Genomic DNA, 23,865 nt, shown 5'->3' on the forward strand with positions numbered 1-23,865 from the left:
TGGATTGTTAGTATGTAACATGAGAGTTACTCCTTAGTTGTTTTGAACAAAGATTCGACACCTTTATCAAAACGGGTAACTCTCAATTTTTCAAATCGAAATGTCAGATCTTGTCTGAACTAATTCAGCTAAAAGACCAGTATAAACATCTGCCTTGATTTTAAGTTTGGTCTTATCTTCTGAATATCAAAGAATTTACTTTTTTTACTGTAAATTTTTTAAAAGAGGTGCTCTTTATATAATTGAGACCAAATTAAATCATTCATTACCGATATTCCTACTTCCTAAAGCATCAAATGAATAATTCTGGTTTTCTTCTCATTTCGAAGAAATGAGGTATGCCGACGCTATGCGTCGAAAAATCCAGTGACTATAGTGTTATGAACCTTCGATGGTTAAATGATACTGTGCAGGGTGTTTTTTAAGTAGCTTGGTGTCTTCACATACATGAAAACGTTGCTTGTAGTACATAATAAGAGGTTGCCTTATATTAAGTACTAGCTTGTTGTTACTCATATTGTAGTCGGTCGCTATGATTTCCTGTTGAGCCTCTGAAAGATAAGGGTTGGGAATTAAAGTGATATCTTTGAAGTTGTTCCATTTCGTATCAGCTGCTCTGGTATGTGACGATAAATCCATCAAATCAGGTTCGTTTCTAAACCTACTAAGGACTAAATCGATATAGTCAGTTGTTTCTTCGTCGTATGCTCTAACATGCCACCTAACGCCATCATAAATTATTGTGTGGGGAGTTATGATACGGCCTTTAATGTATGGCGATGATAGTGATACATAATCAACATCCACGCGACGACATTCTCTAGCTGCAATAATTAATTTTCTGACGATATTGGGCGATACAGCTCTGTCTGGCACGTTGAGTATTTCGCATTCAGCATTCCCCCAATTAAAAAACTCAAAACAGTTATCCATGCTTTGTTGTTGATGCAAAAAAGAAAGGTATTCGCCAGGAGCTCCTTTAATAAATAAAGGTGTAAAATCAGGCGAAGGTTTGTAGCCCTTTATTTTTTGATCTAAAACTATTTGCTCATGTTCAAAAAAAGATTTGTACTTTGAAATATCACGTGACGCTTGTTGTCTTCCTATTCTAAATGCGTCACAGAGGTGGTTTGTTGTTAATCTACCCTCCCATAAAACTACAATTTCTATCAGTCTAAACCTTAGAATTTGGTCCCATTTCAGTTCATCAAAGTTCATTTTTAACCTGCTCGAAAATGCTACACATATATGTGTACAGTATTTACATGTAGCAATAATATACATTAAATTTAACGTGTGAAAAATGTTCTGTATTTGGGTGAGATTTACTCTAAGTCAAAGCGCAGATTATAAAAGTAAGTATTATTTTGTGCTTCAACTTATAAGGATAGAATTTGAATGAATAGCGAGCTTTATAAAGCATATATTGATTTAGCAGGGCCAGAAGTTGTGCAAGTAGAGGAAGGTTTCATTGCACTGGTAGATGCACAAACAGGCTTAGGGAAAACCTACCAAGCTACAGAACTTCAGTTGGAGCACTTAATCAGTGACTCTCGAAAGAAAATCATCTATACAACCAACTTAAGAGTTAATGTTACCGAAGCTTATGAGGCGTTGATTCACCGAGTCAATTCCGATGATGGACTTACATCAAGTCAAAAAAAACAATTTCTTGAAAACATCATTCATATTCCCTCTCAAGAGAGCTCAATTAAATTACTTCATGAAGATGATTGGCAAGTATTGCTTAGTGAAGTTGAAGGAGCACATTACCGCAAGATTATTACGCTAAGGGATAGTATTAAAATTCTGACACAAGCAGCTCAATCATTAAATCATCACCAGTTAAATGATGAATTAAGTGAGCGTTACAGTAAGTTATTTAGAACTATCCAATCAATATTCAAAGATAAGTTAAATAAAAAGGAGTTTTCTAAAACGTCCACAGTGAATGGGGTACTTGAAAAACTATTCCCTGCAAGTCGAATTGATGAAGAATCAACCCAAGTTATTTTTATGACGTCGGCAAAGCTATTATATCCTTGGCATGCACTTAATAAGAATCACAGAGTTAGTGATGTTCTGAAAGATTCGTTGATCATTATCGATGAATTCGATCGCCAACAGGGTGAATTCCTAAGTCATCTATTAAAGGGCGGGAAAGATTTTGATGTGATATCGCTCGTTAGAAGGCTTTATTCGAGTTTTCAAAGTTTTAAGGTTCAAGGCGATGATGAGTTTGAAGGTGTAGATAAGAGCTTTAGTAAGTTCCGGGAGCAACTAAAAGAGTTTGATTCTAAATGGAATGTAAACCTTCGCCCCTTTATAAATGATGTGACCATTCAGGCAGGCATAGAAAACCAGAATAGAGTGTTTACAATGCTATCTGACAGAATGTCGTTGCATACGATTAACTTTAAGCATGATGAGCTTAATTCTAAAATAGACGAGTTTAATGGATCACATGAAATAGGAACTGGAGGGGAAAAAAGTTCAATCACTTATGTGAACAATGCAAGTCAAGTTGTTCGTTCTTTTTGTAATGCTATGCTCAGCGCCACAAATACCTTGTCGAATAATTTGCGTAAAACTGACGGCAGCAAGCCACACTCAACCGAAGACCTTATTGTTAAAGTGCTAAACCATTTTGGTCTAGCGGAACTAAGCAAGGATGTCATTTCCTTGTTAAGTGCTAGATTGAGTTTTCGTGTACAAAAAGACTATAAGTCATATAGCTATCATGACAGTGGGTTCGAAATAGCTAAGGTTAGTAAGTTTAGTGAATTAGATAATACCGCGACAGCAGCAACTTTTGAGTTAGCATTGACGCCGACAGGATTACTAGCAAACTGGGTATTGGAGGGAGCCCAAATACTGGGTATAAGTGCAACTGCCACTAGCCCTTCAGCTATCCATAACTTTGATTTAGCTTACCTTGATAATGTATTGGGTGACAAATTTAAGCAGTTAAGTGAGCTTCAAAAGCAAGGAATACAACGGGAGTATTTATCAAAGCGCCGGTATAAAGAGTGTAAGGTTGACATCAACGTGCTATCTATCTCTGAAAACGAATTGCGAGGAGGGATTGAGTTTCTTTACAAAGAGTTTTTGGGGACCAATATTGATGAGTTGATGTTAGAAAACAGATTATGCCAATTACTTGAAGCTTCACCAAAATCAATTTCGTTTGCAAAAAACAGGGTTAATAAGTTAATCGGGGCTATTAAAAGGTTTTCAAAACATCATTCTAATCGATATCTTTTTTGCATGTTAAACAACAGCTACAAAGGTAATGAATTTTTTAAGTTCATGGAATTTGTGGGTCGCAAATATGGAGTCAGAATTTTTGAAAATATAAATGCTGCCTCTTTTAGAAATGAGAAGTTTAACTCTGTTCTTCAATTGCTAGAGGAATCAGAAGAAAAAGTTGTAGTAATAACCAACTATCAAGCTACTGGGGCTGGGCTTTCACCATCATATAAAGTTAATAATATAAGTGATTTTATTTATATTGGCCCAGAAGGTGAGCCACCACTACAAAATAAGACAGATATCGATTCAATATATATTGAGCAACCTAAGAGTCTTATTGGTAGTTTTATTTTTGAAGATCAACAAGCTGAAGATAGAAGTCTTGCTATAAAGAAAAATATTCACGATGCACTAATGCTCCATGAAAAAGAGGTTATTGTTGCCAATGATGTGAAGCCAATTTTGAATAAGTTTATTGCGACTAATGCCAAGGGAATGTCAGTAAGTTCTTTGATCGGTTTTTATAAGGATACTGACGACTATAGATATGCCGTATTTAGGTATATTGAGCAGGCGTTAGGCCGGATGTGTAGAACTGAGTTAAAGCAGAAAGAGATAAGCATCATGTTTGATGCTGAATTTGACTTCATTCAAACATTGGCGTCAGATAACCGAGACTTGGCTTATTTATCAGTTGAGTACTCTTCTCTAATTTCCAAAATAAAATCTGACTGTAAATATGAAGCAAAACAGAAACTAACCCATTCATATTCGGCTAAAGCGAGCCGAAACCACGCACATATTCAAAGGTTAATTACGAGTGTTTATCGCCACCAAAATAGTGATGCAATTGGTCAATATAATCGATTGAGAAGTCTAGTACTTCAAGCTCCAACAGCATCAGAAATGCCAATTGGTGAGCCGAATAGATACTACATTCGGTCAGAGGTGTTAGGAAGTTATAGTTACCATATTGACTATAAAGACGAAAACGGGGTAACGCAGGTATTTATAAATTCTGACGATTATGCGGGGCAGAAAATAGTATCAGGTTTATCTGCTAAGTTGGATGTTCTCATGCAGAATAAAGCCGTTAAGGAACACTTTGATGAAAGTAGGTTCGCAACCTCATTTGGAAAACATGAGTACCTAATTGCACCCGCTATGTATGATATCTACATGGGCGCATTAGGGGAAGAAACAGTTTTTGCCATATTAAAAGAATTTGGCTACAAGGTGGAAGAAATGCCAGAGGGCACCATTGAGTGGTTTGATGGCTTTTTAGAAATAGGCAATAGAATTTTACTGATTGATGTGAAGCATTGGGATGTTGAGAAGTCATGCTTGCAAAGAGACGACACGCTAGAAAAGTGCAAAGCTAAACTAGAAAATATAAAGAATGAAATACCAGCCCGTTTCAATGGCAAGAAAATACAAGCGATGTATATTAACGTGTCTTATGAAGACGGCAGTACAATAAAAGGTTCAAATTTTTCCAAGGGTGGAGAGTTGCTTGTTGAATCAGCTAAGTTATTAGAAGCAGATGTTATCGATGTGCCCGGTATAATCGATATCAATACGGGACAGTCTAATACCCCACCAATGGAACAACTATTAAACTTTCTTGAAACTTTAAAAGGACTTAGTAAATGAGCAGAAGCCTTACGACATTAATCGATGTGTTCATTAACCATGCTGAATTATCAAAATTATTCGATCTTTACCAAGTCAGTTTTAGCGCAGAAAGTCAGCAATTAAGTTGGGGAAAAAGGCTATCTAAAATTGATAAACACACATCGCCACTTGGTTTAATCTCGCATGGTGGAAAATATTGGATACTTTTAAATAAAGATATAGAAGCACCAAAGAAACTCCCTGATTTAGGTTTTGTGTCATCAAACTTCGTAGATTGCGATGATCTATTGATAACTCGTTTGCTAACTAGGGCATTAGGAAAGTTAGCTGGAGAGCAGGTTTTTTCAGGATTGGGTGAGACATATTTTTATTTAGAATCTGATACTTTCAAAAAAGAAACCGTTTATAAATGTGTAAGCGTTGATATTAAAGAAAGTCTGCGCTTTGATTCAATGTTTATTGAGCTTAAAGGGACAGTTTTTTGTCCAATTGAAATGGTTTTTAAACCTCAAGCCTTTATAGAGCAAGCTCCTAAATTTTCTTTTGATCTGACAACAGGAATATTAAATCGGGATAAGAATGGCTCACTTATGATCAATAGTCCGGGAAAAGGTAAGTTTACAAGTAATGCTGTAGATATATCGGGACAAAAGCCAATTTCCCTTAGAAAATCTAGAACAGGAGCTTTGCATCATTACATTGAGTTAATGAATAAGATCTTTGATGGGGCGCTTAAAGTGAATTTAAAGCAAATTAATGCGGATTGGCGACAGCATTACGGCAATGCAGAAATTAAAGCTGTATATAATAAAATCTACGATGTTGTTAATAGCGCTGGTGGTATCAACATTGTTAACGCTTCACTTTCTCAAGAAGGCTTTAAGAAGCTTCAAAATGAAGAGTGGCCTGTAAAGGTTAACTTCATTTCTGAGCATGAACTTAATGATAAAACGCCGACACTTGTCGTATTGGATAGTAAAGAAGAATATGAAAGTGCTGGATTAGAAGATAAAAAACAATCATTTTATGGTCCTCAAAAGGTTGTTCAAAGTACGTATAACAAAACTGTGATTGCCCAAAAAACTAAAGCTATAAAGGTTCTAATAGATACTTGGGTAAAAGAAATAGCAATTAAGATAGAATGCAAACAGGGCCAGTTTTTGATCCAAGAATTTAATGATGCTTATTGGTTTGTATCAGTAGAGCAGCGATATAAAAACGATCCTATTACATACCATATTCTTAAGTGCAAAGACGGTAAGTTTGTGTATGAGTCGGGAGATGAATATTACTTTGATGACCTTGGAATTGAACTTCCTCTTAAACAACGTTTCTTTGAGAATATCAGCTATGTTATTGACATGAATGAGGCCGATATTCAGGTATGTTCAATAATTCATGAAGGTATTGCCGCAGTACCAGATGGAAAAGTGTTGTTTGATATTTTAAATCAGCTAGAAAAAAGCAGTGTAGAAGGCATGACAAGGGCGCATATCGATAGTTTCCTAACTAAAAATCATGATTCTGAAGACCCTATAAAAACACGCTTAGCCATTATGTTGGAACAATCCCCAAATAAAAAAGAATTTTATAAAGAAGACTTTAAAAAAGCAGAGATAAAATACCGCTCAAATGCAGAGAAACAGTTATTTGATGAATATTTTGAGGAAACAGGTGTGCTCCTAAATTATTCGCTTAAAGGCGGACATAATGAGTATTTGGAGTCACAAACCGGGCATTTTTATGACGCAGAGCATTCAGCATATTTTGTTGGCATGCCAAAAGGTGGCTTCAAGTTTAGTCGAGGTCAATTTAATCATATTAGGTTCCTAGATGGCCCTGAATACTTCAAACGAAGATGCGTTGAGATGACCGCTACTTATTATGTAAGGAATAAAATCGCAACTGTTTTACCGTTTCCTTTTAAAATACTTTCAGAATGTATTGAAGGCAGTAATTTTTAATTTTCGAATTAAAAATAAATGTCAATTAATACTTGAAACATTAAATTAAGTCCTTAAGTATACTGTATGTATAGACAGTTTTAGGGCGTTATGAGAAAGTTTTTTGGTGAAGGTGGCTTGGAGCTATATTCAAGTGGAGCAAATGTAATATCACCATCAATGATGATGGTTCAAAAAGGAGAAGATGGTTATCAGAATAACCTAAGAGGGCTAGCGGAAGGCTGTAATATATATTTGATATGTGCTAGAAGTCGCATTTCTTTCGACTTTTCTAAATTTAAGATCGTCAATAATAAGATCTATGGGTCAGCTCTAATTCAAAATGGAGATGAGTACGAACGATACAGGTTTATACGCAACTTTAAGGAGTCTGATGGCGAGGTACTACACTTCGAAGAACTTGGATATCCTGATAACCATGTCAAAATCTACTACTCTACAGGTAAAACAGAAATTTTTACTAGTTATACTTTTTTACATAACGAATTTTGTGAAATAGACTTTGAAGATAATGACGAGCTTGAAGTGTTATACGTAGGGCAAGCTTTTGGCCGGACAGGGAAGCGTATCGCAATTGACCGTTTATCAACGCATAAAACATTACAGAGAATTTTAGCTGATGCAAATCATTTCTTTCCTGATAAAGAAATTATCCTTTTAATGTTTAGGTTCGAACATGGAAGAAATATTGTTTCATCACAGTCGATTAGTGGGGCGGAGCCAGCTTCTACTCCTGAAGAGGATGTTGAATATTTAAATAGTATTATGGGGGCAAAAATAGCTAGGCGTTTTAGAGTGAGTTTAGCTGAGGCTGCACTTATTAGATATTTCAAGCCTAAGTACAATGTTATATACAAAAACACATTTCCCTCTAAAAAGCACAAGGTATTAGACAAGCTATTGGACTTTGATTACTCAGCACTAATAGTGCAAATTGATACTCAAAATATCAACACTAAGCTTGTGTCTAGTTCGCTAAAAAGCCCCAAGTTTTATACTTTATCAGATAGAGTGCAATTTGCTGAATTTCCGCTCACTAATCAGGAAGAAAGGGAGACTTTTTTACATAAACAGAGCTTGTAGCGTCGAGAGTTCAAATCATTAAAATGGCCTGCTGAAAGGTAGTAGTGGCTTCTTGTTAACAAAAGTTATTGTCTTAAAGTCAATGTATTAAAAATATAGACAAATTAAAAAGCTTATTTTTTCGGTTGATTGTCTGAATTTTAAATAGATTATGTTGGAAAATTTTATGTCGGATTTGGGAGGTTTAAAGATACTTTGTCTGAGTTTTAAATGTGCTGACACAGAGGTTGTAAGTCGCGCTTTAGCGCGGCTTAGCTAATATTGAAAAGCTGCCCTTTGCAAAAGGGGCAGCTTTTTTGTGGGTATGGATTGGGTGGAGGCTCGTGTCTGGGAGCGGCTTTACGCCGCGATCCCTTATAGCGACGAATAACTGCGACTTCACACTAAATCTTTGTGTAGGTCGCCATTTATGACGACAAATAATATGCCTCTTTGTTTTTGCCTTCCCGGCGAAGCGACATGAGGTAAAGTTTAGAGCTGGATTCAAAAACAAGTCGCGACATAAAGTTGCAGCTACAAATTGTTCGTAGCCTTAAATAGCAACCATGGTAAATAATTGAATGCTGCGTAACAAATCCAAGTGGACAGCGTGTTGTAATACGTTGTTGAAAGTAAGTATCTATAAAAGGTACTATGAGGATAGTTCTCAGCACTTAGCGCTCAGATTAGCTGCTGCGACATAAAAGCTTAGGTTAGATTGTCTGCTTTTCTCGTATCGCCGTGTGGTGTTTGCGGCTATCGCGATTTATAAGGTTTAAAAATGATTCCAATAAATAATTCAATTGTTTCCGGAGTAGCATTGTCGGAAATAAATGGCGAAACAAAAATGCTATTGATGAAGCGCACCAAAGGTAGCTTCTGGTGTCATGTTGCAGGCTCAATGGAAGAAGGCGAATTACCTTGGCAAACCATTGTTCGAGAGTTTTATGAAGAAACTCAGATAGAAGTAACTGACCTGTACAATGGCCAATTTTTAGAGCAGTTTTACGCATCCTATTCCAACGTTATTGAGGTCATTCCTGTATTTGTAGTCAAGTGTCCAGCCAATCAAAAAGTGGTTCTAAATGATGAACACACCGACTTTGAATGGTGCAATTTAGAAGAAGCTTTGAAGCTCGCACCTTTTCCAGCGCAGCACGCAGTGTTCAAACATGTATGGGAATATTTTGTAGATAAGCCTATTAACGAGCTTTTTCGTATAAAGCTTGGCTAATGAGCAGTTCGGCAAAATTGAAGATTGGATTTAAAAAAGTCACAGCTACATGTTGTTTGTAGCCGCAAATGGTAAGCATCAAAAGCTCGCGGCGTGAAGCCGCTCCTACTAGATCAACTTCTGCTTGGTGTAAAATAGCGTAGTCCGCTGCTTGTGGTCGGCAAGACGATATAAAAGTAAAGTTGAAGAGCGGATTTAAAAAAGTCACAGCTACATGTTGTTTGTAGCCGCAAATGGCAACCATCAAAAGCTCGCGGCGTAAAGCCGCTCCTACCAGCTCAACTTCTGCTTGGTGTAAAATAGCGTGGTTCGCTGCTTATGGTCGGCAAGGCGATATAAAAGTAAAATTGAAGAGCGGATTTAAAAAAGTCACAGCTACATGTTGTTTGTAGCCGCAAATGGCAACCATCAAAAGCTCGCGGCGTAAAGCCGCTCCTACCAGATCAACTTCTGCTTGGTGTAAAATAGCTTAGTCCGCTGCTTATGGTCGGCAAGGCAATATAAAAGTAAAGTTGAAGAGTGGATTTAAAAAAGTCACAGCTACATGTTGTTTGTAGCCGCAAATGGTAAGCATCAAAAGCTCGCGGCGTAAAGCCGCTCCTACCAGATAAACTTCTGCTTGGTGTAAAATAGCTTGGTTCGCTGCTTATGGTCGGCAAGGCAATATAAAAGTAAAGTTGAAGATTGGATTTAAAAAAGTCACAGCTACATGTTGTTTGTAGCCGCAAATGGCAAGCATCAAAAGCTCGAGGCGTAAAGCCGCTCCTTCGCGTGCACTTATCGCCCTAGTGGACGGTAATAGGGAGATCGTTTACCACTAATGATTGGCCATTTTGCTGAGCACGAAGAAAGCTCGCAGCCAATACGTCGTTGGGTAGGGTACTGATGTCGTCAACGGTTTCGACCATACAAAATGTAATGGACTCCCAGCCTAAATCTTTAATAAAGGCCACAAGTTTGCTGAGGTTATCTTCATAATTTTCATCTGTGGTTAGCAGGCCGATGGAATGTTTGTTGCCGGGTTTGTATTTTCCTTGCTGAGTGATGGCGCATTTAGCGTAGCCGCTCAGCACATAAACGGTATTTGTGCTTTTGTTCATATTGGTGATGTTCTTAAGCTAAATTTAATTTTGATTTCAATGCACGTTTCGAACCAAGCTTGTAAATATCCCTATGAATTTTTATAACTATCTGAAATGTAAATAAAAAAGCATTTTTATCTGCTTGTGATCTCAAGGGTGTCAATTTTTTGATTGTGGTTTAGTCGGCGAGGGTAGCGGTGAGGTAGTTCAAAGTTTACTGATGGTATAATAATTACAGGTATTGTCCATTGAGGAGACAGTGCCAAGGCTTCGTTGCTTCAGTGGAGGCGACTTCTAAAGTTATCGCATATTTCTTGTGGCTGGTACGATGAGTTGTTACGCTCAGGCTAAATAGCCTGAGCTGCGGATAATTAATGCCTTCTAGCCGCCAGTTTTAGCGCTAACTCTAGCTATTGGTGCGTAAAGTCGCCTTGCTTACAAGATGTAGGCACCTGAGCGAGAGCAGGCGCGGCGTTTTCTTTAAAACCCTCTGGCTAGACAAGGAAAAACTAAGCTGTGTTTTAGTAACAATGAGTTGGAGCATGCCTTATCCAAACTTCAGGTTAAATAATCATAATTAGGGGCAATATCATGCAGGAATTTTTCGAGAAGTTCGCAATCAAAACAAAAATCAATGTAGTGTGGGGAGAGATGGATGCGTTGGGGCATGTGAATAACGTGTCTTACTTTCGTTATTTTGAAACTGCGCGTATCGACTTTTTAAAGCAAACTGGGCTACTTGCTATTTTATCAGAGCCGACTCATAGTCCGGTTTTGCGTGATACGTACGCGCAATACAAGCGCCCAGTGACTTTCCCCGACACTTTGCACATTGGTTCATATATTACTGATATCAAAGAAGATCGTTTCACTATGCGTTATGAGGCGTTTAGTGAATCGCAACAGGCAATCTGTACCACTGGGTATGCCAATGTGGTGATGTTTAATATGAAAACAGGCCAAAAGTCGCCAATTCCAGAGAATATGCTGGCTATATTGAAGCAATACGAGATGGACGATAATCAATAGCCGCATAGCGTTTAGTGGTTGTTTGGTATTACTGTTTTGAAAGCGGTAGTGGCGGATAGCCGCCACTACAAGAATACGCTATGATTCTGATATCAAAAAGTAAATACAGCAGCCAATGGCAACATTAACCTCCAAGCAGAATATTAACGCGATAGTCACAGCTATCAAGGCTGAAGAACAAACGCTTCGAGTACGTTACCCAATTTTAAATCAGCAAAATAGCATTGCTATGATGATTCTACTGGTGTCGTTAAGTGCACTGATTGGCGTAGCGCTGCTCTACTATTTTGCCATTATTCCTGCATGGCTATGTGTTCTGTTGGCGGCCTTCATAACTTCAATTTCTCATGAGCTTGAACACGATTTGATCCATAGGCAGTATTTTAGTAACCGTCCGCTGATTTATCATTTTATGATGCTGGCAGTGTGGATGATGCGGCCAAATACTGTCAATCCATGGTATCGAAGACGCATTCATTTACATCATCATAAAGTATCCGGCACAGAGCAAGACCTAGAAGAGCGCTTGGTAGGTAATGGCATTCGGTCTCCTTGGCTACGAGCTGTGGTGGTCAGCGATGGATTACTTGGTTTGTTAATTAATGCCAAACGGTTTAGTCGAGAAATCAATGATTTTAAATTTTTACAGGTATTTAATGCTGGCTTTCCGTTTGCCACGGCTTATTTTGTGACCTTGTATGGTGTGATTGTCTATTACACTGTGCAATGGGTACAGCCATTTGCATTGCCCAAGTGGGGAGCTGAGCTACTTGCGGTTGCTGAGTTTTTCATGGTGGTGCTAATTATACCTAATGTTATCCGTTCAGCGTCTTTAAACTTCGTAACATCTTCCATGCATTATTACGGTGGCGTGAGTAACATACTGGAGCAGACTCATGTGATCACCAGTCGCTGGTTTTTACCGTTTCAGTTGTTTTGCTTTGACTTTGGTCGCACGCACACAATTCATCACTTTGTGCCTAATCAACCATTTTATATTAGACAGTTAATCAGTAAAAAAATCCGCCCGATTATGGCGCTGCATGGCGTGCGTTTTAATGATTTACAGAGCTTAAGGCATGCAAATCATTACCCTATTGAAAAGCCTGCCGCTAAAAGTTAGACAGCTGCTATTACTATATGTTTTATGGTAGTGAGCGCTTACAAGGGGCGGGAGGCCGTTAATCTTTGGTTACCCAGTTCGCTTTTGCTTGGACAATACTCATGCCAAATGTCGCACGGAATGTGCGGCTTAGGTGTGCGCCATCAGAAAACCCAGCGATGTATGCCGCGTCAGTTGCTGAGCATCCTTTTATTAAAGCTTGTAGTGCGCAGTTTAGTCTGCGCCATAAAAGAAATGGACGCCAAGCTATCCCAATTTGAGCTTTAAAAAGGTGAAGAAATCGGCTTTCACAGAGGTGGAGTGTCTGTGCGACGTCAGCTGCGCGCCAGTGCTTTGGTTTGATACACTCAGCGGCAAAGCAAGCGTTTAACTCGTTGAGTAAGCATTGAATTCGTCTATCTGTAACGAGGCTTTGGTTTAATCTAAGCGAGGTGCTGTCTATCGATAGAGATTGAAAAAGAGGAGATAGGCGGTTGTAAGCCTCCTCTCTATCTTTAGGTGAACGCATACTTTTGTCAGCACTTTCATGAACATGCAAAAAAGGTTGCGCTTTTAATAACGTTGTAAGCTGCTCTCCTAACCGGCTGGTGGGCTCAACTAACACTATCCATCCTTTTTGTATTTGCAGGCAGTGGCTTTGTTTTGAAGCAATAATGGTCAAGCCATGTAACGTGTTGCCATTTAACTCGTACGTGTGTTCATGTTGCGGCCAGATGACTTGCAGCGCAACATGTTGGTGATAATCCGCGTCTATGTGCGAGCCATAAATAAGCACCACGCCCACGTCTACCCATACTGTAGGTACTATCACAGCATTTGCCCCTTGGGTTGTATTTTGAGTTCCATAGTAATGTGCAGTGAGGCTCCTTACAACTTGCCTCAGGGCGTTATTGCGCGGCGGTTATTTCAGGTGCTGTGCTAAATCGTCGGGGATTGCCATTGGTTTGAATGGGTTCACATTGGTGCCACCAGTATTCCCTTTGGGGATCCAGATTTTAGAAAATAACATCGCAGCAATAATACGGGCTATTTGTCCTAATATTTCTTTTTTATTCTTTGTTTTGTAACCAAGCTTAAGCATCCACCAATGGGATTGGGTGTGCGCAATCACAAAGGATTGCCCCAGAATATGTGCTCTTTCTAAGTGATAAAAGCAGTCGCTATACTGGGCGTGTTGATAGTACCTGTTGGCTGCTGCCATTTCCGCTTGAAATGCTAACTTTAATGCAGGCTTCATGGAAGGTGTCCTCTTCGCTTATCCGGTTGCTGTGGATTTTTTATCAGTAAGTTTCAGTGTTTTTGCTTAGCTTAATGTTACGCGCAAACTGCTCAGGTTAATTGAATAAACTGGCTATATATTTGTGCTTGTTTGCCACACAAATTAGGTTTATTCATCAATCTACACATTGTCGACAGCAAGAGGTAAGTGATTAAATATTGCGTTTCACAGCAAATTCAACCACGCATTTTATTAGATATGTTTGGGGCTTGTTGGCCTTTAATATTTGATTTTTATTCCCCCCACAAGGGGGTGAAGTAAGGTGACTTGCAGGAGCACAAAGTCGTTGTCGCCTGATTCACATAGAGTAACTATGTTACGCAGGCTATGCCTTGTATAAGTACCAATCAAACGGCTGCAAAAACAAACTTGAAAGGTCATCCGGCCTTAATTAAGCGATGCCTTTGTGCCCATATAATAGCGGTAACTTTACCTCTTTCATCAGTTTCAACTTGGACTTTTACGCCGGTACTTATTGCCACTAAACTATCTTGTGCTTCGGCAATGAATTTGAACTTTCCTCCCTCTACGAGATTGTGTATTTCAAATGTGTCTTCTTTTCGCACGATGCGCATTTTAAATGTATTGTCATGTTCCCAAACATATTCACCAATCAGATCATTACGTAGGGTGTCGCTCATATTAAAAGGCGTAATAAGCAAAGGAGAAGAGAGATCCCAAGCGAAGTGATCATTGATGGCGTTTTGTAACTCTGCTACCACTGGACGTGCTGAATCGCCATTGGTCATTACTATCATGCCATCTGCTTTGTCTGCGTATGCGTTAAAGCGGTTGCTGTAGCCAAAGCTTTTTCCTGAATGTGCAAATATCAGTCCCTGTCTGCTTTTTCTAAGCTGAGGGCCTAATCCCATATCTTTGTTGTGCCTTGTTTGGCTTTTTGTACGGCAATAACATATTTAGCGAGATCAGTTGGCGTTGTCCAAAGCCCTGCTGCGGTTTGCTCTGGCTGATTAAACCAATCGCCTTGGTATTGCTTACCCTCGAAATTAAAAGCTGCACTGGCCTCATGCCACCGTGATTTGGGAAGCGGTTGAGCAAATGTACTTTGTGTCATACCCAAAGAAGTCACACGGTCTTATCTACATATTCAGCAAATGATTTACCCGTCACATCTTGCAATAACACTTCCAAAACCATGTAGCCGCCACCAGAGTATTGAAATTGTTGCCCAGCAGGTAAAGTGGCCGTCACAGCAGTGCTATTGCCTTTACCATTGAGTATATCAACATCCGTCGGAAGTACCTCCCCACGAGCATAACCTCGAAATGAAGCAGTAGTCAGGCCAGGTGTATGACTTAATAGGTGACGCAGCGTAATGATGCCAAATTCGCTTTTTGGAACTTCCATGACCTTAGGTACGTGTTTACGTCTGTATCTAAATCAACTTTACCTCATTGTGCCAAATGCAATATCGCAAGCGCAGCAATAGGTTTGCTGATTGAGGCTGCCTGGAATAATACCAATTTGACTTAATACTTGCTCAATTTGAAGGAATAAATCTGACGCTAATAGCGTTAAAAATTTCTCATTTAGAACAACTAAATAGCAAAATTTTTGCCTAGTTATCGACAAGATTTTCTCGCCTCAAAATAGACCACTTAATTAAGCAAATTGGTATAAAGTTTCGGTTGTAACGGGAGTATTGGTTTCTTTGTTAGCAATACCGTATCCCTTTACCCATACAACCTGGCCATTTTTGATCACCGCAACACTTAAGCCTGGTAGCTTATGTTTAGTCATTGAGGTCATTATGCTATGAGGTTGGTATTGCTCTGTGGTGATGCGAACATGCGGGTAGAGGTTAGAGGCGATATGTTCAATTTTATGGCTATTGGCTTGGCTTTGGTGTGGCAAAAGCCAAGCCGCCAACATTGCTAAAATTGAGAGCTGATATTTCATTATTCTTCCTTAATTTATTATTGTTTTTGAAATATATACGTTTTTCTGTAGTTGTAATTAGGGGAGGTATTTAGAGTGGGTGGCTGTGTGGGTGACGAAGACGACAAAGAGCGGCCTATTCGATGTGAGCCGCTCTGAGTAAAAGTTAAGTTACAATCAGGCGATTATTTGTGTCTCTACTGGTGAGGATCTGCTCGGCATTAAATTCTACTGAGCGCTTTGCCATGCGGTCATATAACAGCACGTTGACGGTGGCGGCTAAGTTCATGCAACCGGTGGTTGGTACGTACACTACGGCGTCTGCTGCATCAACAAGTTCTTGTGGTAGGCTGCCATCCTCTGGGCCAAAAATGTATAGCGCATCACTAGGGTGAACAAACTGAGGTAGGGGGGTGGCGCCTTCAACCAATTCTACACATACGAGTGCACGACTGGGGGCTTTTAACGAAATAAAGTCATCAACATGTTTGACGGTAATGTTATTGGCAATATTTTTAGTATCAGTGTGGTACTTGGCTGCTTTTGCATAACGATTGCCATTGAAATAGACAGCCTGAGCTTCATAACAGCCCGCAGCTCGCAATACTCCCCCGACATTGGTAGGTGATTTAGGGTTGACTAATCCAATTGCTGCAAACGATTTGCTCATACTTTTCTATTCTCACTAAAAGGCAGTGTTACCACCATAAAACGCTAATGGTGATTGTATCATGTATTACCGTATTTGGACTCTTTGCGATTATAAGATAGAGTTTCAAAGCTCGTAGCTGCCACATATTCGGCCTTTTTATGAGCGGGTTTATCCGTTCTAGCCCCAATGGACATAGCCTCCAGTATCTTTTCAACTTCGACGGCTGCTAATGGCGCTTGGTATAACTCACTTCTAACATCGATTTCAGGTTAATTAGCGCTGTGTCAGTGTATTGTAATACCACTTTGACTTAATACTTGCTCAATTTGAAGGAGTAAATCTGACGCTAACAGCATTAAAAATTTTTTATTTAGAACAACTAAATAGCAAAATTTTTGCCTTGCCTACAGGACGTAGGTACCTCGGCGTGAGCAGGACGCGGAAGTGGTGTTATCGACAAGATTTTCTTGCCTCAAAATAGACCACTTAATTAAGAAAATTGGTATTAAATCAAGGTAAGCCAACATGGCTAGAGGAGGGGGAGAGGATATTATGGCTGTTGAGTTAAAGCTCGACCCACAAAAAGTGGCTTTGCAGGTCGGTTGTGACTCGAATTACTCGTCTTCTAATTCATCGTCAGATAGTTCGTTTGACTTTCTGACGCATGGCTTTGCTAGGATCTCAACATAAAAAGAGGTCAAATTCTCTGTTTGTGTTTTATCTATTAATTTGTTTAGTTGTGATACATGGACAGGTTCAGCTTCGGCTTCAGTGTTACCAAACTTACAGTCAAAATCCCAATAATCAGCACCGCTAGGCAATGTTTTATTGCGTTCGCGCTTTAGGTATTTTTTTAGCTCATGCTTTACCGCGTCAACGCGTCTTTCAAGTTTGATTTTAGGGTGAATTAGTTCAAATGTTTTTTTCATAATTGCCTTCAAGCAAAAAATACTCAATCGGCAAAACAGTATGCCTGAGTAGGTAATTTGTATTGATTTGAGCGTAAAGCCTACGCTTAAATCAATACAGAAATGTAATAGAGTATTTTACGATATATTTTACGAACTGGCGAGGAACTTTATGTGCACTCAAAAGATTTTAAGCCGTTACGGACTTTACTGTATCGAGAAAGTTAGTGTTAGTTGACTGTGCTGGTGCGCAGACAACTAACAGAGTTTGTATCATCGCTATCGTTACAGATTAATCTGTTTTTTGTTGAGTTCGATTTGAGTTTGTTGACGTTAATCTTAATGATAATTGCTCTAGCTTTTCTGAAATTGCGGCTTGAGTCATTTCAAGCTGCGCAAGGCTGCTACCGATTTCTATCTGTTTAGTATCTCGGCTCTGTGATTGGGTGTTTAATTTGTCTACGGTACTTTTTAAAGCGGTAATTTGACTTTTCAGGTTTTCTGCTGACTGTTGCTGCTCCTCTAATAGCGATAGCTTAAGTCCCATTTCTGTCTGGCTTTGTGATAGCGTATTCACTTTTAAATTGATACCAGATTGGCTCTTAGTCGCACTATCAAGCTGTGATTTGAGCTGTTTGATTTCCGATTGATTACGACGCCAAGCAGAGCCCCATAGTTTATCCATTTGTGACCATAGCTCATCGGTGCGTTCTGTGAGTGTGGCAAGCTTGGCTTGCATCGCACCTGCCGACAGATCCATCTCTTCATCAGTCGCTGAAAGAGTATGCTCCAACTGGGCAATACGCGTTGTTGAAGCTAGTAATTGAGCTTGCGCTTCTGATAGTTGCTTGTACAGCCCAAACACTGCTACTGCCAAGGCAACAATAGCAGCGATACTTATCCAGCCGATGATACCTGTTTTTTGGTTTGTTACTGATTTTGATTCTGAGGGGTTAGCAGCTGATGCGGGTAACTTGTTATTTGTTTGATTGAGAGAGTCTTTAAACGCCTCAACCTGATCTAAATCGGGTGTAATACTTGGCAGCTCAGGCTCAATTCTTTTATCCAACGTCTATTCCTCTCTTTTGGGGTTTATCTAGCATTTTGCAGCTTAAACTAATTGGATTGATTCTCCAACCAATTTGAGAGATAAGGTGCCGTCACTGGCGGTATTGAGGGGGTCACAGGATATAATACCAATCAACCTTAATACTTGCTCAATTTGAAGGAGTATACCTGACGCTAACAGCGTTAAAAATTAACTTTTTAGAACAATTAAATAGCAAAATTTTTGCCTTGCCTACAGGACGTAGGTACCTCGGCGTGAGCAGGGCGCGGAAGTGGTGTTATCGACAAGGTTTTAACACCTCAAAATAGACCAATTAATTAAGATAACTGGTATAACTACTCAGTGAACTGCTTAAAGAAAAAATGCTTTTGCTAGAGTACGCGCACAAAAGGCTATTTTTGAAATCGCTAGCTAGGAAAGGAGAAGAAGACGCGCTGCGACACGTCTTCTCAACTCAAAATAGAGCACTTCACTAAGTTTTTAGTATCGTGTTGTTAGAATGTTACCTATTCTTTGTGCTTTAGGAGCTGGTCGAGTTTTTCTTCAACCCGCAAAACATCTTCTCTGGTTGCTAATACTTGCTCTGGCTTGCCTTCTTCCTCGTGCATTACCTGCATTGCATCGACAATAATACCAATAAAGAGGTTGAGCACGGCAAAGCTGGTGATAATAATAAACGGCACAAAGAACAACCAAGATTGTGGGAATAACTCCATAGTCGGGCGAACAATTCCCATTGACCAACTCTCTAGTGTCATTACCTGAAAGAGCGTGTAAGCGGACGCGCCAATAGAACCAAACCATTCCTGCATATTAGGATCTGGATGCTGGCCAAATAATTTTGTGGTGAGAACCGCAGACACATAAAATACAATACCAAGTACACCAATGACCGAAGCCATACCCGGTAGTGAGTGTCCTAGCGCACCAATAACTCTGCGCATCTGAGGGACGACAGAGAAAAGTCTTAAAACCCGTAAAATTCTGAATGCACGCAGCACCGACAAAGCACCGGTTGAGGGAGCCCATGAAATAGCGACAATCACAAAGTCAAAGATATTCCACCCAGACTTGAAAAACTTTACGCGATAAACAATCAGTTTTAGCGCCAGCTCAAGGGTAAAAATCAACAATATGACTAGGTCAATTTTATGCAGTAGCGCCGCATTGTCTTTGCCAAACTGGGTGGTTTCAAGTCCCAATGTCACAGCATTAAACAAAATTACCGCAATAAGAAAGTTCTGAAACGGTTTTGCTTCTACGAGCGCAGTCAGTTTTGACATTACATTGTTTGAAGGTGTCATGTGTGTAAAACGAATAACTAAATAGGTACGCCATAATGTAGGGCAAAACATGGTTTTTCAAGATTAAAATAACCAAAACACGATACAACTGCTCTAAAAGCCGTGGCAGTAGACTAAGTTACTTGTTTGGGGAGTGATTGAAATCTTGGTTTTATCAACTAATCCTCCGGCCCGAGTAGGGTATAGGTGAGGTGCTTACGCATATCTTTTAAAATCACCCCTTTTTTCAGCATGGCGGCGCTTAAACGTTTTTGCCATTTTAGGAGATCTGGTTTTGCAGCTTCCAATGTTTTTTCATTCTCAAATTGGAAAAAGAGTATTAATGAGCCGGGGAACAAGTGATATTCGACATCAAACCAGCATTGCACCATGCCGGGAATTTCAGCTAGAGCTTGTTCTTCAAGCTTGTCTGCAATGGTGAGTACCAAGGCTTGCTGTTTTTCTTGTACTTTTGAGAGCTTTTTCATAATGGAGTCCTGATATAGTGTTTTAGCCCAGCGCGCCATTATAACTAACCACTTTGAATTACAACAGCACAGATACTGATGCGATAACGCATTTGCTATGCTGGTGGTACTAGGTATTTACCAATTGACGCTGAAAATATCCTTTTAGAAAATCCAGCAGTAATCGCACTTTTTTAGAGTTAGTATTGCCTTCGGGGAACACGCCGTAAACATGAATGTCAGGTAACGCATAGTCATCCATAATAGTAACGAGTGTGCCTGCATCAATTTTGGGGCGGGCATCGTAAATAGGAATACGACCAATACCATGTCCCCCCTCTACAAAAGCCGTGCGAGCAGCGGCATTATTTGTGCTGATGTCTCCTTTCATCGTAATACTGTATGCGCGATTGCCTTTACTTAACGTGAGGGTACCTGAAGTGAGTTTGTAGATCACCCAGCGATGTTGATAAAGGTCGGTGGGGTGTTTTGGTGTGCCATATTTGCGCAAATACTCCGGCGACGCGCATAAACAAGTTTTTAGTATTGAGAGCTTACTGGCTTGCAGTCCTGAGTCAGGAAGTGGTGCGCCACGAATAGCTAGGTCAATCCCTTCTTTGATGATATTCACGACTTCATCTGTGAGCATAATATCGAGCTGAATTTTTGGGTACCTAGCACTAAATTCGTTCAGCGCAGGCACGATGGTTTGCAGGCCGACGTTAACCGGATACGTGAGTTTGATTAGGCCAATTGGCTCTTTCTTTAAATTTTCTATTTGTTGGTTTGCGGCAAACGCTTGTTCGGCAATAACACGGCAGCGTTGATAATATTCGCTGCCAGCTTCAGTCAAAGAAATGGTGCGCGTGGAGCGGTTAAGTAGCTTTATACCCAATTGTGTTTCTAGCTTTTTGACATGGTAACTTACCACAGCACGGGATAAGTTAAGCTGTTTTGCTGCACCGCTTAATGTTCCTTGTTCAATAACTTGTGCAAATACCACCATACTTTTTAGCTGCTCAAAAGAGACGTTCATATTCGCTCCAACTCGCCTTGATAAACTAGATTGTATCAATTGTTTGAACAAAGAGTTAGCTTTTGTCTGCATTGTTAGATTGGGTTTTAGCTCATATCCTATTCTTTAGCGTTACCAGATGGTGGTAGCAAATCCAACTTGAGGGCAAAAGTAATGACAAAGAAAATATTGATGGTACTTACTTCACATGCAGAGTTAGGTGAGACAGGTGAGAAAACGGGATTTTGGATAGAAGAGTTTGCTGCGCCTTATTATGCTTTTATTGATGCAGGACTTGAGGTGACGATTGCTTCACCTAAAGGTGGTCAGCCACCAATCGACCCAAAAAGCCAAGAGGCTGATTTTCAAACTGAGAGTACTAAACGTTATTTCGATGACAAAGAGGCGCAAGCGCAGATAGCAAACACTCAAGTGCTTTCACACATGGATGCTGCACAGTTTGATGCCGTATTTTATCCCGGTGGTCACGGACCGCTGTGGGACCTTGCAACCAATAATAATTCAATTCAGTTAATTAACGCTTTTTTAGCAGCTAAAAAACCAGTCGGCGCGGTATGTCATGCTTCAGCAGTCTTGATGGATGTTATGACGGAGTCAGGCGATTATTTAGTCAAAGGTAAAGCAGTAGCGGGCTTTACCAATAGTGAGGAAGCTGCGGTAGGTCTGACAGAAGTGGTGCCATTTTTATTAGAAGATGAACTGGTAAAGCGCGGTGCTGATTTTCAAAAAGTCGATGATTGGAACACCTTTGCGGTGAGAGATGGTTTACTGTTTACAGGACAAAATCCAGCGAGCTCTGAACTTGTCGCCGAGAAAATGCTGACGTACCTAAACCTCTAATATTTAGTAAAAGGAGCCAATTATGAGCAATTCACTAAATCGAGCTCAAAACGCACAATCGAATCGCCGCATCACATTGGCGTCACGCCCGCATGGTGCACCAACGCAAGAAAATTTCAATTATGAAGAAGCGCAGATCCCAACGCTAAAAGAGGGTGAGGTGCTTCTTCGTACCGTCTTTTTGTCTTTAGATCCTTATATGCGTGGCCGTATGAGCGACGCAAAATCCTATGCTGATCCGGTAGCTATTGGCGAAGTGATGGTGGGTGGTACGGTATGCCGAGTTGAAAAATCAAATAACCCTAAATTTACCCAAGGTGACTGGGTACTCGCGATGAGTGGATGGCAAGACTATAGCGTTTCGGATGGCACTGGCTTACTTAAGTTAGATAGCAATTTACCCAACCCATCATACAGCTTGGGCGTTTTAGGAATGCCGGGGCTGACAGCTTACATGGGATTGCTGGATATAGGTCAACCTAAAGCAGGCGAAACGGTTGTCGTTGCAGCAGCAACAGGCGCTGTGGGGAGTCTTGTTGGACAAATTGCCAAACTACAGGGTTGCAAAGTCATTGGTATTGCTGGTGGCGAAGAAAAATGTCGCTATGCAGAAAGCGAGCTTGGTTTTGATAGATGCCTTGATCATCGTAGCGATGATCTCGCTGAGCAGTTAGCTCAGGCTTGCCCATCGGGTATCGACGTCTATTTTGAAAATGTGGGTGGCAAGGTGTTCGATACGGTGTTGCCGCTTTTAAATCCAAGCGCTCGGATCCCATTGTGTGGACTTATTTCCCAATATAACGCGACAGACTTGCCATCTGGGCCTGATCGCCTGTCTTTGTTGATGGCGACTTTGCTAATTAAGCGGATAAAAATGCAAGGTTTTATCGTCTTTGATGACTACGGCCATCGTTTTGATGAGTTTAGTAAAGCAATGTTACCGTGGCTGCAAGACGGAAAAATTAAGTATAGAGAACACTTAATTGACGGAATGGCGAATGCTGTTGAAGCGTTTATTGGCCTGCTTGAGGGTAAAAACTTTGGCAAACTTGTTGTGCGTTTAGGACCTGATGAGCTGGTATAACGCTTAGTTAGTTTTAAGGCGTAACTTAATCAAATACGAATAAGTATATCCACAGAAATTACTTATCTACAGCTAAGCTTAAATGAGGAAAAACAAAATGTTAACTGTACACCACCTAAACGCGTCTCGCTCTACGCGGGTAATTTGGCTGTTAAACGAACTGGGTTTAACGTATGACATTGTCAGACACCAACGCGACCCCGACACGCACCTTGCACCGGATAGTCTTAAAGCGATCCACCCGCTCGGAAAAGCGCCTGTACTGGTGGATAACGAACATACTTTATGTGAATCAGGCGCAATAATGGAATATATTTTAGATAAATCTGAGTCTAATCAAATGAGACCCGAGCATGGGACTCCTGCATACTACAAGTACTTGGAGTGGACACACTTTGCTGAGGGATCTTTGGCGTTACCAGTGATTGCATCAGTAGTGATGAAAATGGAACAGCGTCAAGGAGATCAAGCCATGGACTCGTACATCAATAAAGAGATTGATGTTGATTTCTCGTACATTGATGCCACCTTGGCAGAGCAAGCGTTTTTTGCAGGTGAGGAGTTTTCTGCGGCTGACATTATGATGACGGTGATGTTAGATATTGCAGATAATATAGGGTTAATTAGCACGCGAAAAAATATTAAAGCATATCTTAGTAAGATCCATGACCGAGCAGCTTATAAAGCAGCACAGGAACAAGGGTAAAAGTGAGATACCACGGTATCTTCTTAGTTGTTATTTTAATGTAAGCTTTTCTTCATTTAAATGAAACAGGGGATGGCTATTTTTAGCATGCACAACAACGTGCTTAAAAATCACCAATTGCCTTAATTAAGTGGTCGCGAATTCAACTCCGAAGTGCACCACTCGCTAAATTAAGCTGCTTTACGTACTTTGCGTAATTTATTGAATACAACAGCAGGCTGTTTATACCCTAAACACTTTCTCGGTCTGGCATTTAATGCC

General features: G+C 40.1%; 22 protein-coding genes and 1 pseudogene. 9 read left to right on the forward strand and 14 right to left on the reverse strand.

Annotation, left to right across the window (positions count from 1 at the left end; all coding sequences use genetic code 11):
* Positions 1 to 378 precede the first annotated feature (378 nt).
* Complete coding sequence (locus F9Y84_RS20510) at positions 379 to 1,218, reverse strand: BrxR family helix-turn-helix transcriptional regulator (RefSeq protein WP_147391196.1); 840 nt, start codon at positions 1,216 to 1,218, stop codon at positions 379 to 381.
* 180 nt (positions 1,219 to 1,398) lie between these two features.
* On the opposite strand from F9Y84_RS20510, the gene F9Y84_RS20515 reads away from it, so the two are divergent.
* From F9Y84_RS20515 to F9Y84_RS20530, 4 genes are all read left to right on the forward strand, one after another.
* Complete coding sequence (locus F9Y84_RS20515) at positions 1,399 to 4,905, forward strand: hypothetical protein (protein ID WP_147391195.1); 3,507 nt, start codon at positions 1,399 to 1,401, stop codon at positions 4,903 to 4,905.
* Positions 4,902 to 6,851 carry a hypothetical protein gene (locus tag F9Y84_RS20520; protein ID WP_147391194.1) on the forward strand — a complete coding sequence of 650 codons (1,950 nt, stop codon included), beginning with the start codon at positions 4,902 to 4,904 and terminating at the stop codon, positions 6,849 to 6,851. The genes F9Y84_RS20515 and F9Y84_RS20520 overlap by 4 nt, the downstream gene beginning before the upstream one ends.
* Before the next feature lie 90 nt (positions 6,852 to 6,941).
* Complete coding sequence (locus F9Y84_RS20525) at positions 6,942 to 7,934, forward strand: hypothetical protein (RefSeq protein ID WP_147391193.1); 993 nt, start codon at positions 6,942 to 6,944, stop codon at positions 7,932 to 7,934.
* 760 nt (positions 7,935 to 8,694) lie between these two features.
* Positions 8,695 to 9,147 carry an NUDIX hydrolase gene (locus tag F9Y84_RS20530; protein ID WP_147391192.1) on the forward strand — a complete coding sequence of 151 codons (453 nt, stop codon included), beginning with the start codon at positions 8,695 to 8,697 and terminating at the stop codon, positions 9,145 to 9,147.
* Positions 9,148 to 9,932: 785 nt separating this feature from the next.
* On the opposite strand, the gene F9Y84_RS20535 is transcribed toward F9Y84_RS20530, so the two are convergent.
* A complete protein-coding gene (locus F9Y84_RS20535) occupies positions 9,933 to 10,247 on the reverse strand; it encodes a hypothetical protein (RefSeq protein ID WP_147391386.1) in 315 nt (104 codons plus the stop codon).
* A gap of 573 nt (positions 10,248 to 10,820) precedes the next feature.
* On the opposite strand from F9Y84_RS20535, the gene F9Y84_RS20540 reads away from it, so the two are divergent.
* Together F9Y84_RS20540 and F9Y84_RS20545 are read left to right on the forward strand one after the other, a co-directional pair.
* Positions 10,821 to 11,258: an acyl-CoA thioesterase gene (locus F9Y84_RS20540; protein ID WP_125250412.1), complete on the forward strand. Its 438-nt coding sequence runs from the start codon at positions 10,821 to 10,823 to the stop codon at positions 11,256 to 11,258.
* A gap of 115 nt (positions 11,259 to 11,373) precedes the next feature.
* Entirely contained in the window at positions 11,374 to 12,381 is a 1,008-nt protein-coding gene (locus F9Y84_RS20545) for a fatty acid desaturase (RefSeq protein WP_147391385.1), read from the forward strand.
* A 58-nt stretch (positions 12,382 to 12,439) separates the two neighbouring features.
* Here F9Y84_RS20545 and F9Y84_RS22600 read toward each other — a convergent pair whose 3' ends face one another.
* The 12 genes and pseudogenes from F9Y84_RS22600 to F9Y84_RS20605 form a co-directional block, all read right to left on the reverse strand.
* A complete protein-coding gene (locus F9Y84_RS22600) occupies positions 12,440 to 13,192 on the reverse strand; it encodes an AraC family transcriptional regulator (protein WP_208723431.1) in 753 nt (250 codons plus the stop codon).
* 90 nt (positions 13,193 to 13,282) lie between these two features.
* A complete protein-coding gene (locus F9Y84_RS20555) occupies positions 13,283 to 13,618 on the reverse strand; it encodes a DUF3703 domain-containing protein (protein ID WP_125250410.1) in 336 nt (111 codons plus the stop codon).
* A gap of 419 nt (positions 13,619 to 14,037) precedes the next feature.
* On the reverse strand, positions 14,038 to 14,532 hold the full coding sequence (locus F9Y84_RS20560) for a hypothetical protein (protein WP_147391384.1): 495 nt from the start codon (positions 14,530 to 14,532) through the stop codon (positions 14,038 to 14,040).
* A complete protein-coding gene (locus F9Y84_RS20565) occupies positions 14,523 to 14,735 on the reverse strand; it encodes a hypothetical protein (RefSeq protein WP_147391383.1) in 213 nt (70 codons plus the stop codon). The genes F9Y84_RS20560 and F9Y84_RS20565 overlap by 10 nt, the downstream gene beginning before the upstream one ends.
* Positions 14,736 to 14,746: 11 nt before the next feature.
* Positions 14,747 to 15,034, reverse strand: a pseudogene (locus F9Y84_RS20570) (serine hydrolase); the annotation flags it as partial.
* Between the two features lie 249 nt (positions 15,035 to 15,283).
* On the reverse strand, positions 15,284 to 15,580 hold the full coding sequence (locus F9Y84_RS20575; protein WP_147391497.1) for a serine hydrolase: 297 nt from the start codon (positions 15,578 to 15,580) through the stop codon (positions 15,284 to 15,286).
* A 145-nt stretch (positions 15,581 to 15,725) separates the two neighbouring features.
* On the reverse strand, positions 15,726 to 16,229 hold the full coding sequence (locus tag F9Y84_RS20580; protein ID WP_125250408.1) for an RNA methyltransferase: 504 nt from the start codon (positions 16,227 to 16,229) through the stop codon (positions 15,726 to 15,728).
* A 596-nt stretch (positions 16,230 to 16,825) separates the two neighbouring features.
* Complete coding sequence (locus F9Y84_RS20585) at positions 16,826 to 17,140, reverse strand: DUF6172 family protein (RefSeq protein ID WP_125250407.1); 315 nt, start codon at positions 17,138 to 17,140, stop codon at positions 16,826 to 16,828.
* Positions 17,141 to 17,411: 271 nt separating this feature from the next.
* Positions 17,412 to 18,188 (reverse strand): hypothetical protein, encoded by a 777-nt coding sequence (locus F9Y84_RS20590; RefSeq protein ID WP_147391489.1) that lies wholly within the window; start codon positions 18,186 to 18,188, stop codon positions 17,412 to 17,414.
* A gap of 506 nt (positions 18,189 to 18,694) precedes the next feature.
* Positions 18,695 to 19,471: an ion transporter gene (locus F9Y84_RS20595; protein ID WP_225740758.1), complete on the reverse strand. Its 777-nt coding sequence runs from the start codon at positions 19,469 to 19,471 to the stop codon at positions 18,695 to 18,697.
* 179 nt (positions 19,472 to 19,650) lie between these two features.
* Positions 19,651 to 19,959, reverse strand: a complete 309-nt coding sequence (locus F9Y84_RS20600) for a hypothetical protein (protein ID WP_128732680.1) — start codon at positions 19,957 to 19,959, stop codon at positions 19,651 to 19,653.
* Between the two features lie 109 nt (positions 19,960 to 20,068).
* The gene (locus F9Y84_RS20605; RefSeq protein WP_147391377.1) at positions 20,069 to 20,974 is read right to left on the reverse strand and encodes a LysR family transcriptional regulator; all 906 of its coding nucleotides are present in this window, start codon (positions 20,972 to 20,974) and stop codon (positions 20,069 to 20,071) included.
* 153 nt (positions 20,975 to 21,127) lie between these two features.
* Between F9Y84_RS20605 and F9Y84_RS20610 the strand changes: the two genes are divergently transcribed.
* From F9Y84_RS20610 to F9Y84_RS20620, 3 genes are all read left to right on the forward strand, one after another.
* On the forward strand, positions 21,128 to 21,814 hold the full coding sequence (locus F9Y84_RS20610) for a type 1 glutamine amidotransferase domain-containing protein (protein ID WP_147391378.1): 687 nt from the start codon (positions 21,128 to 21,130) through the stop codon (positions 21,812 to 21,814).
* Positions 21,815 to 21,836: 22 nt separating this feature from the next.
* Positions 21,837 to 22,898 carry an NADP-dependent oxidoreductase gene (locus F9Y84_RS20615; protein WP_147391379.1) on the forward strand — a complete coding sequence of 354 codons (1,062 nt, stop codon included), beginning with the start codon at positions 21,837 to 21,839 and terminating at the stop codon, positions 22,896 to 22,898.
* Between the two features lie 97 nt (positions 22,899 to 22,995).
* Entirely contained in the window at positions 22,996 to 23,604 is a 609-nt protein-coding gene (locus F9Y84_RS20620; protein WP_147391380.1) for a glutathione S-transferase family protein, read from the forward strand.
* The last annotated feature ends 261 nt before the right edge of the window (positions 23,605 to 23,865 follow it).

This window comes from Pseudoalteromonas peptidolytica (genome assembly GCF_012641745.1).
Taxonomy (GTDB): Bacteria; Pseudomonadota; Gammaproteobacteria; order Enterobacterales; family Alteromonadaceae; genus Pseudoalteromonas; species Pseudoalteromonas peptidolytica.

What these genes read in the sequence shown, in the direction of transcription:
- F9Y84_RS20605 (WP_147391377.1), bottom strand. Translation starts at nt 20,974, where the DNA reads ATGAACGTCTCTTTTGAGCAGCTAAAAAGTATGGTGGTATTTGCACAA.
- F9Y84_RS20580 (WP_125250408.1), bottom strand. Translation starts at nt 16,229, where the DNA reads ATGAGCAAATCGTTTGCAGCAATTGGATTAGTCAACCCTAAATCACCT.
- F9Y84_RS20575 (WP_147391497.1), bottom strand. Translation starts at nt 15,580, where the DNA reads ATGAAATATCAGCTCTCAATTTTAGCAATGTTGGCGGCTTGGCTTTTG.
- F9Y84_RS20520 (WP_147391194.1), top strand. Translation starts at nt 4,902, where the DNA reads ATGAGCAGAAGCCTTACGACATTAATCGATGTGTTCATTAACCATGCT.
- F9Y84_RS20540 (WP_125250412.1), top strand. Translation starts at nt 10,821, where the DNA reads ATGCAGGAATTTTTCGAGAAGTTCGCAATCAAAACAAAAATCAATGTA.
- F9Y84_RS20610 (WP_147391378.1), top strand. Translation starts at nt 21,128, where the DNA reads ATGACAAAGAAAATATTGATGGTACTTACTTCACATGCAGAGTTAGGT.
- F9Y84_RS20615 (WP_147391379.1), top strand. Translation starts at nt 21,837, where the DNA reads ATGAGCAATTCACTAAATCGAGCTCAAAACGCACAATCGAATCGCCGC.
- F9Y84_RS20510 (WP_147391196.1), bottom strand. Translation starts at nt 1,218, where the DNA reads ATGAACTTTGATGAACTGAAATGGGACCAAATTCTAAGGTTTAGACTG.
- F9Y84_RS20600 (WP_128732680.1), bottom strand. Translation starts at nt 19,959, where the DNA reads ATGAAAAAGCTCTCAAAAGTACAAGAAAAACAGCAAGCCTTGGTACTC.
- F9Y84_RS20620 (WP_147391380.1), top strand. Translation starts at nt 22,996, where the DNA reads ATGTTAACTGTACACCACCTAAACGCGTCTCGCTCTACGCGGGTAATT.
- F9Y84_RS20565 (WP_147391383.1), bottom strand. Translation starts at nt 14,735, where the DNA reads ATGACACAAAGTACATTTGCTCAACCGCTTCCCAAATCACGGTGGCAT.
- F9Y84_RS20545 (WP_147391385.1), top strand. Translation starts at nt 11,374, where the DNA reads ATGGCAACATTAACCTCCAAGCAGAATATTAACGCGATAGTCACAGCT.
- F9Y84_RS20535 (WP_147391386.1), bottom strand. Translation starts at nt 10,247, where the DNA reads ATGAACAAAAGCACAAATACCGTTTATGTGCTGAGCGGCTACGCTAAA.
- F9Y84_RS20515 (WP_147391195.1), top strand. Translation starts at nt 1,399, where the DNA reads ATGAATAGCGAGCTTTATAAAGCATATATTGATTTAGCAGGGCCAGAA.
- F9Y84_RS20525 (WP_147391193.1), top strand. Translation starts at nt 6,942, where the DNA reads ATGAGAAAGTTTTTTGGTGAAGGTGGCTTGGAGCTATATTCAAGTGGA.
- F9Y84_RS20595 (WP_225740758.1), bottom strand. Translation starts at nt 19,471, where the DNA reads ATGTCAAAACTGACTGCGCTCGTAGAAGCAAAACCGTTTCAGAACTTT.
- F9Y84_RS20585 (WP_125250407.1), bottom strand. Translation starts at nt 17,140, where the DNA reads ATGAAAAAAACATTTGAACTAATTCACCCTAAAATCAAACTTGAAAGA.
- F9Y84_RS20530 (WP_147391192.1), top strand. Translation starts at nt 8,695, where the DNA reads ATGATTCCAATAAATAATTCAATTGTTTCCGGAGTAGCATTGTCGGAA.
- F9Y84_RS20560 (WP_147391384.1), bottom strand. Translation starts at nt 14,532, where the DNA reads ATGGGATTAGGCCCTCAGCTTAGAAAAAGCAGACAGGGACTGATATTT.
- F9Y84_RS20555 (WP_125250410.1), bottom strand. Translation starts at nt 13,618, where the DNA reads ATGAAGCCTGCATTAAAGTTAGCATTTCAAGCGGAAATGGCAGCAGCC.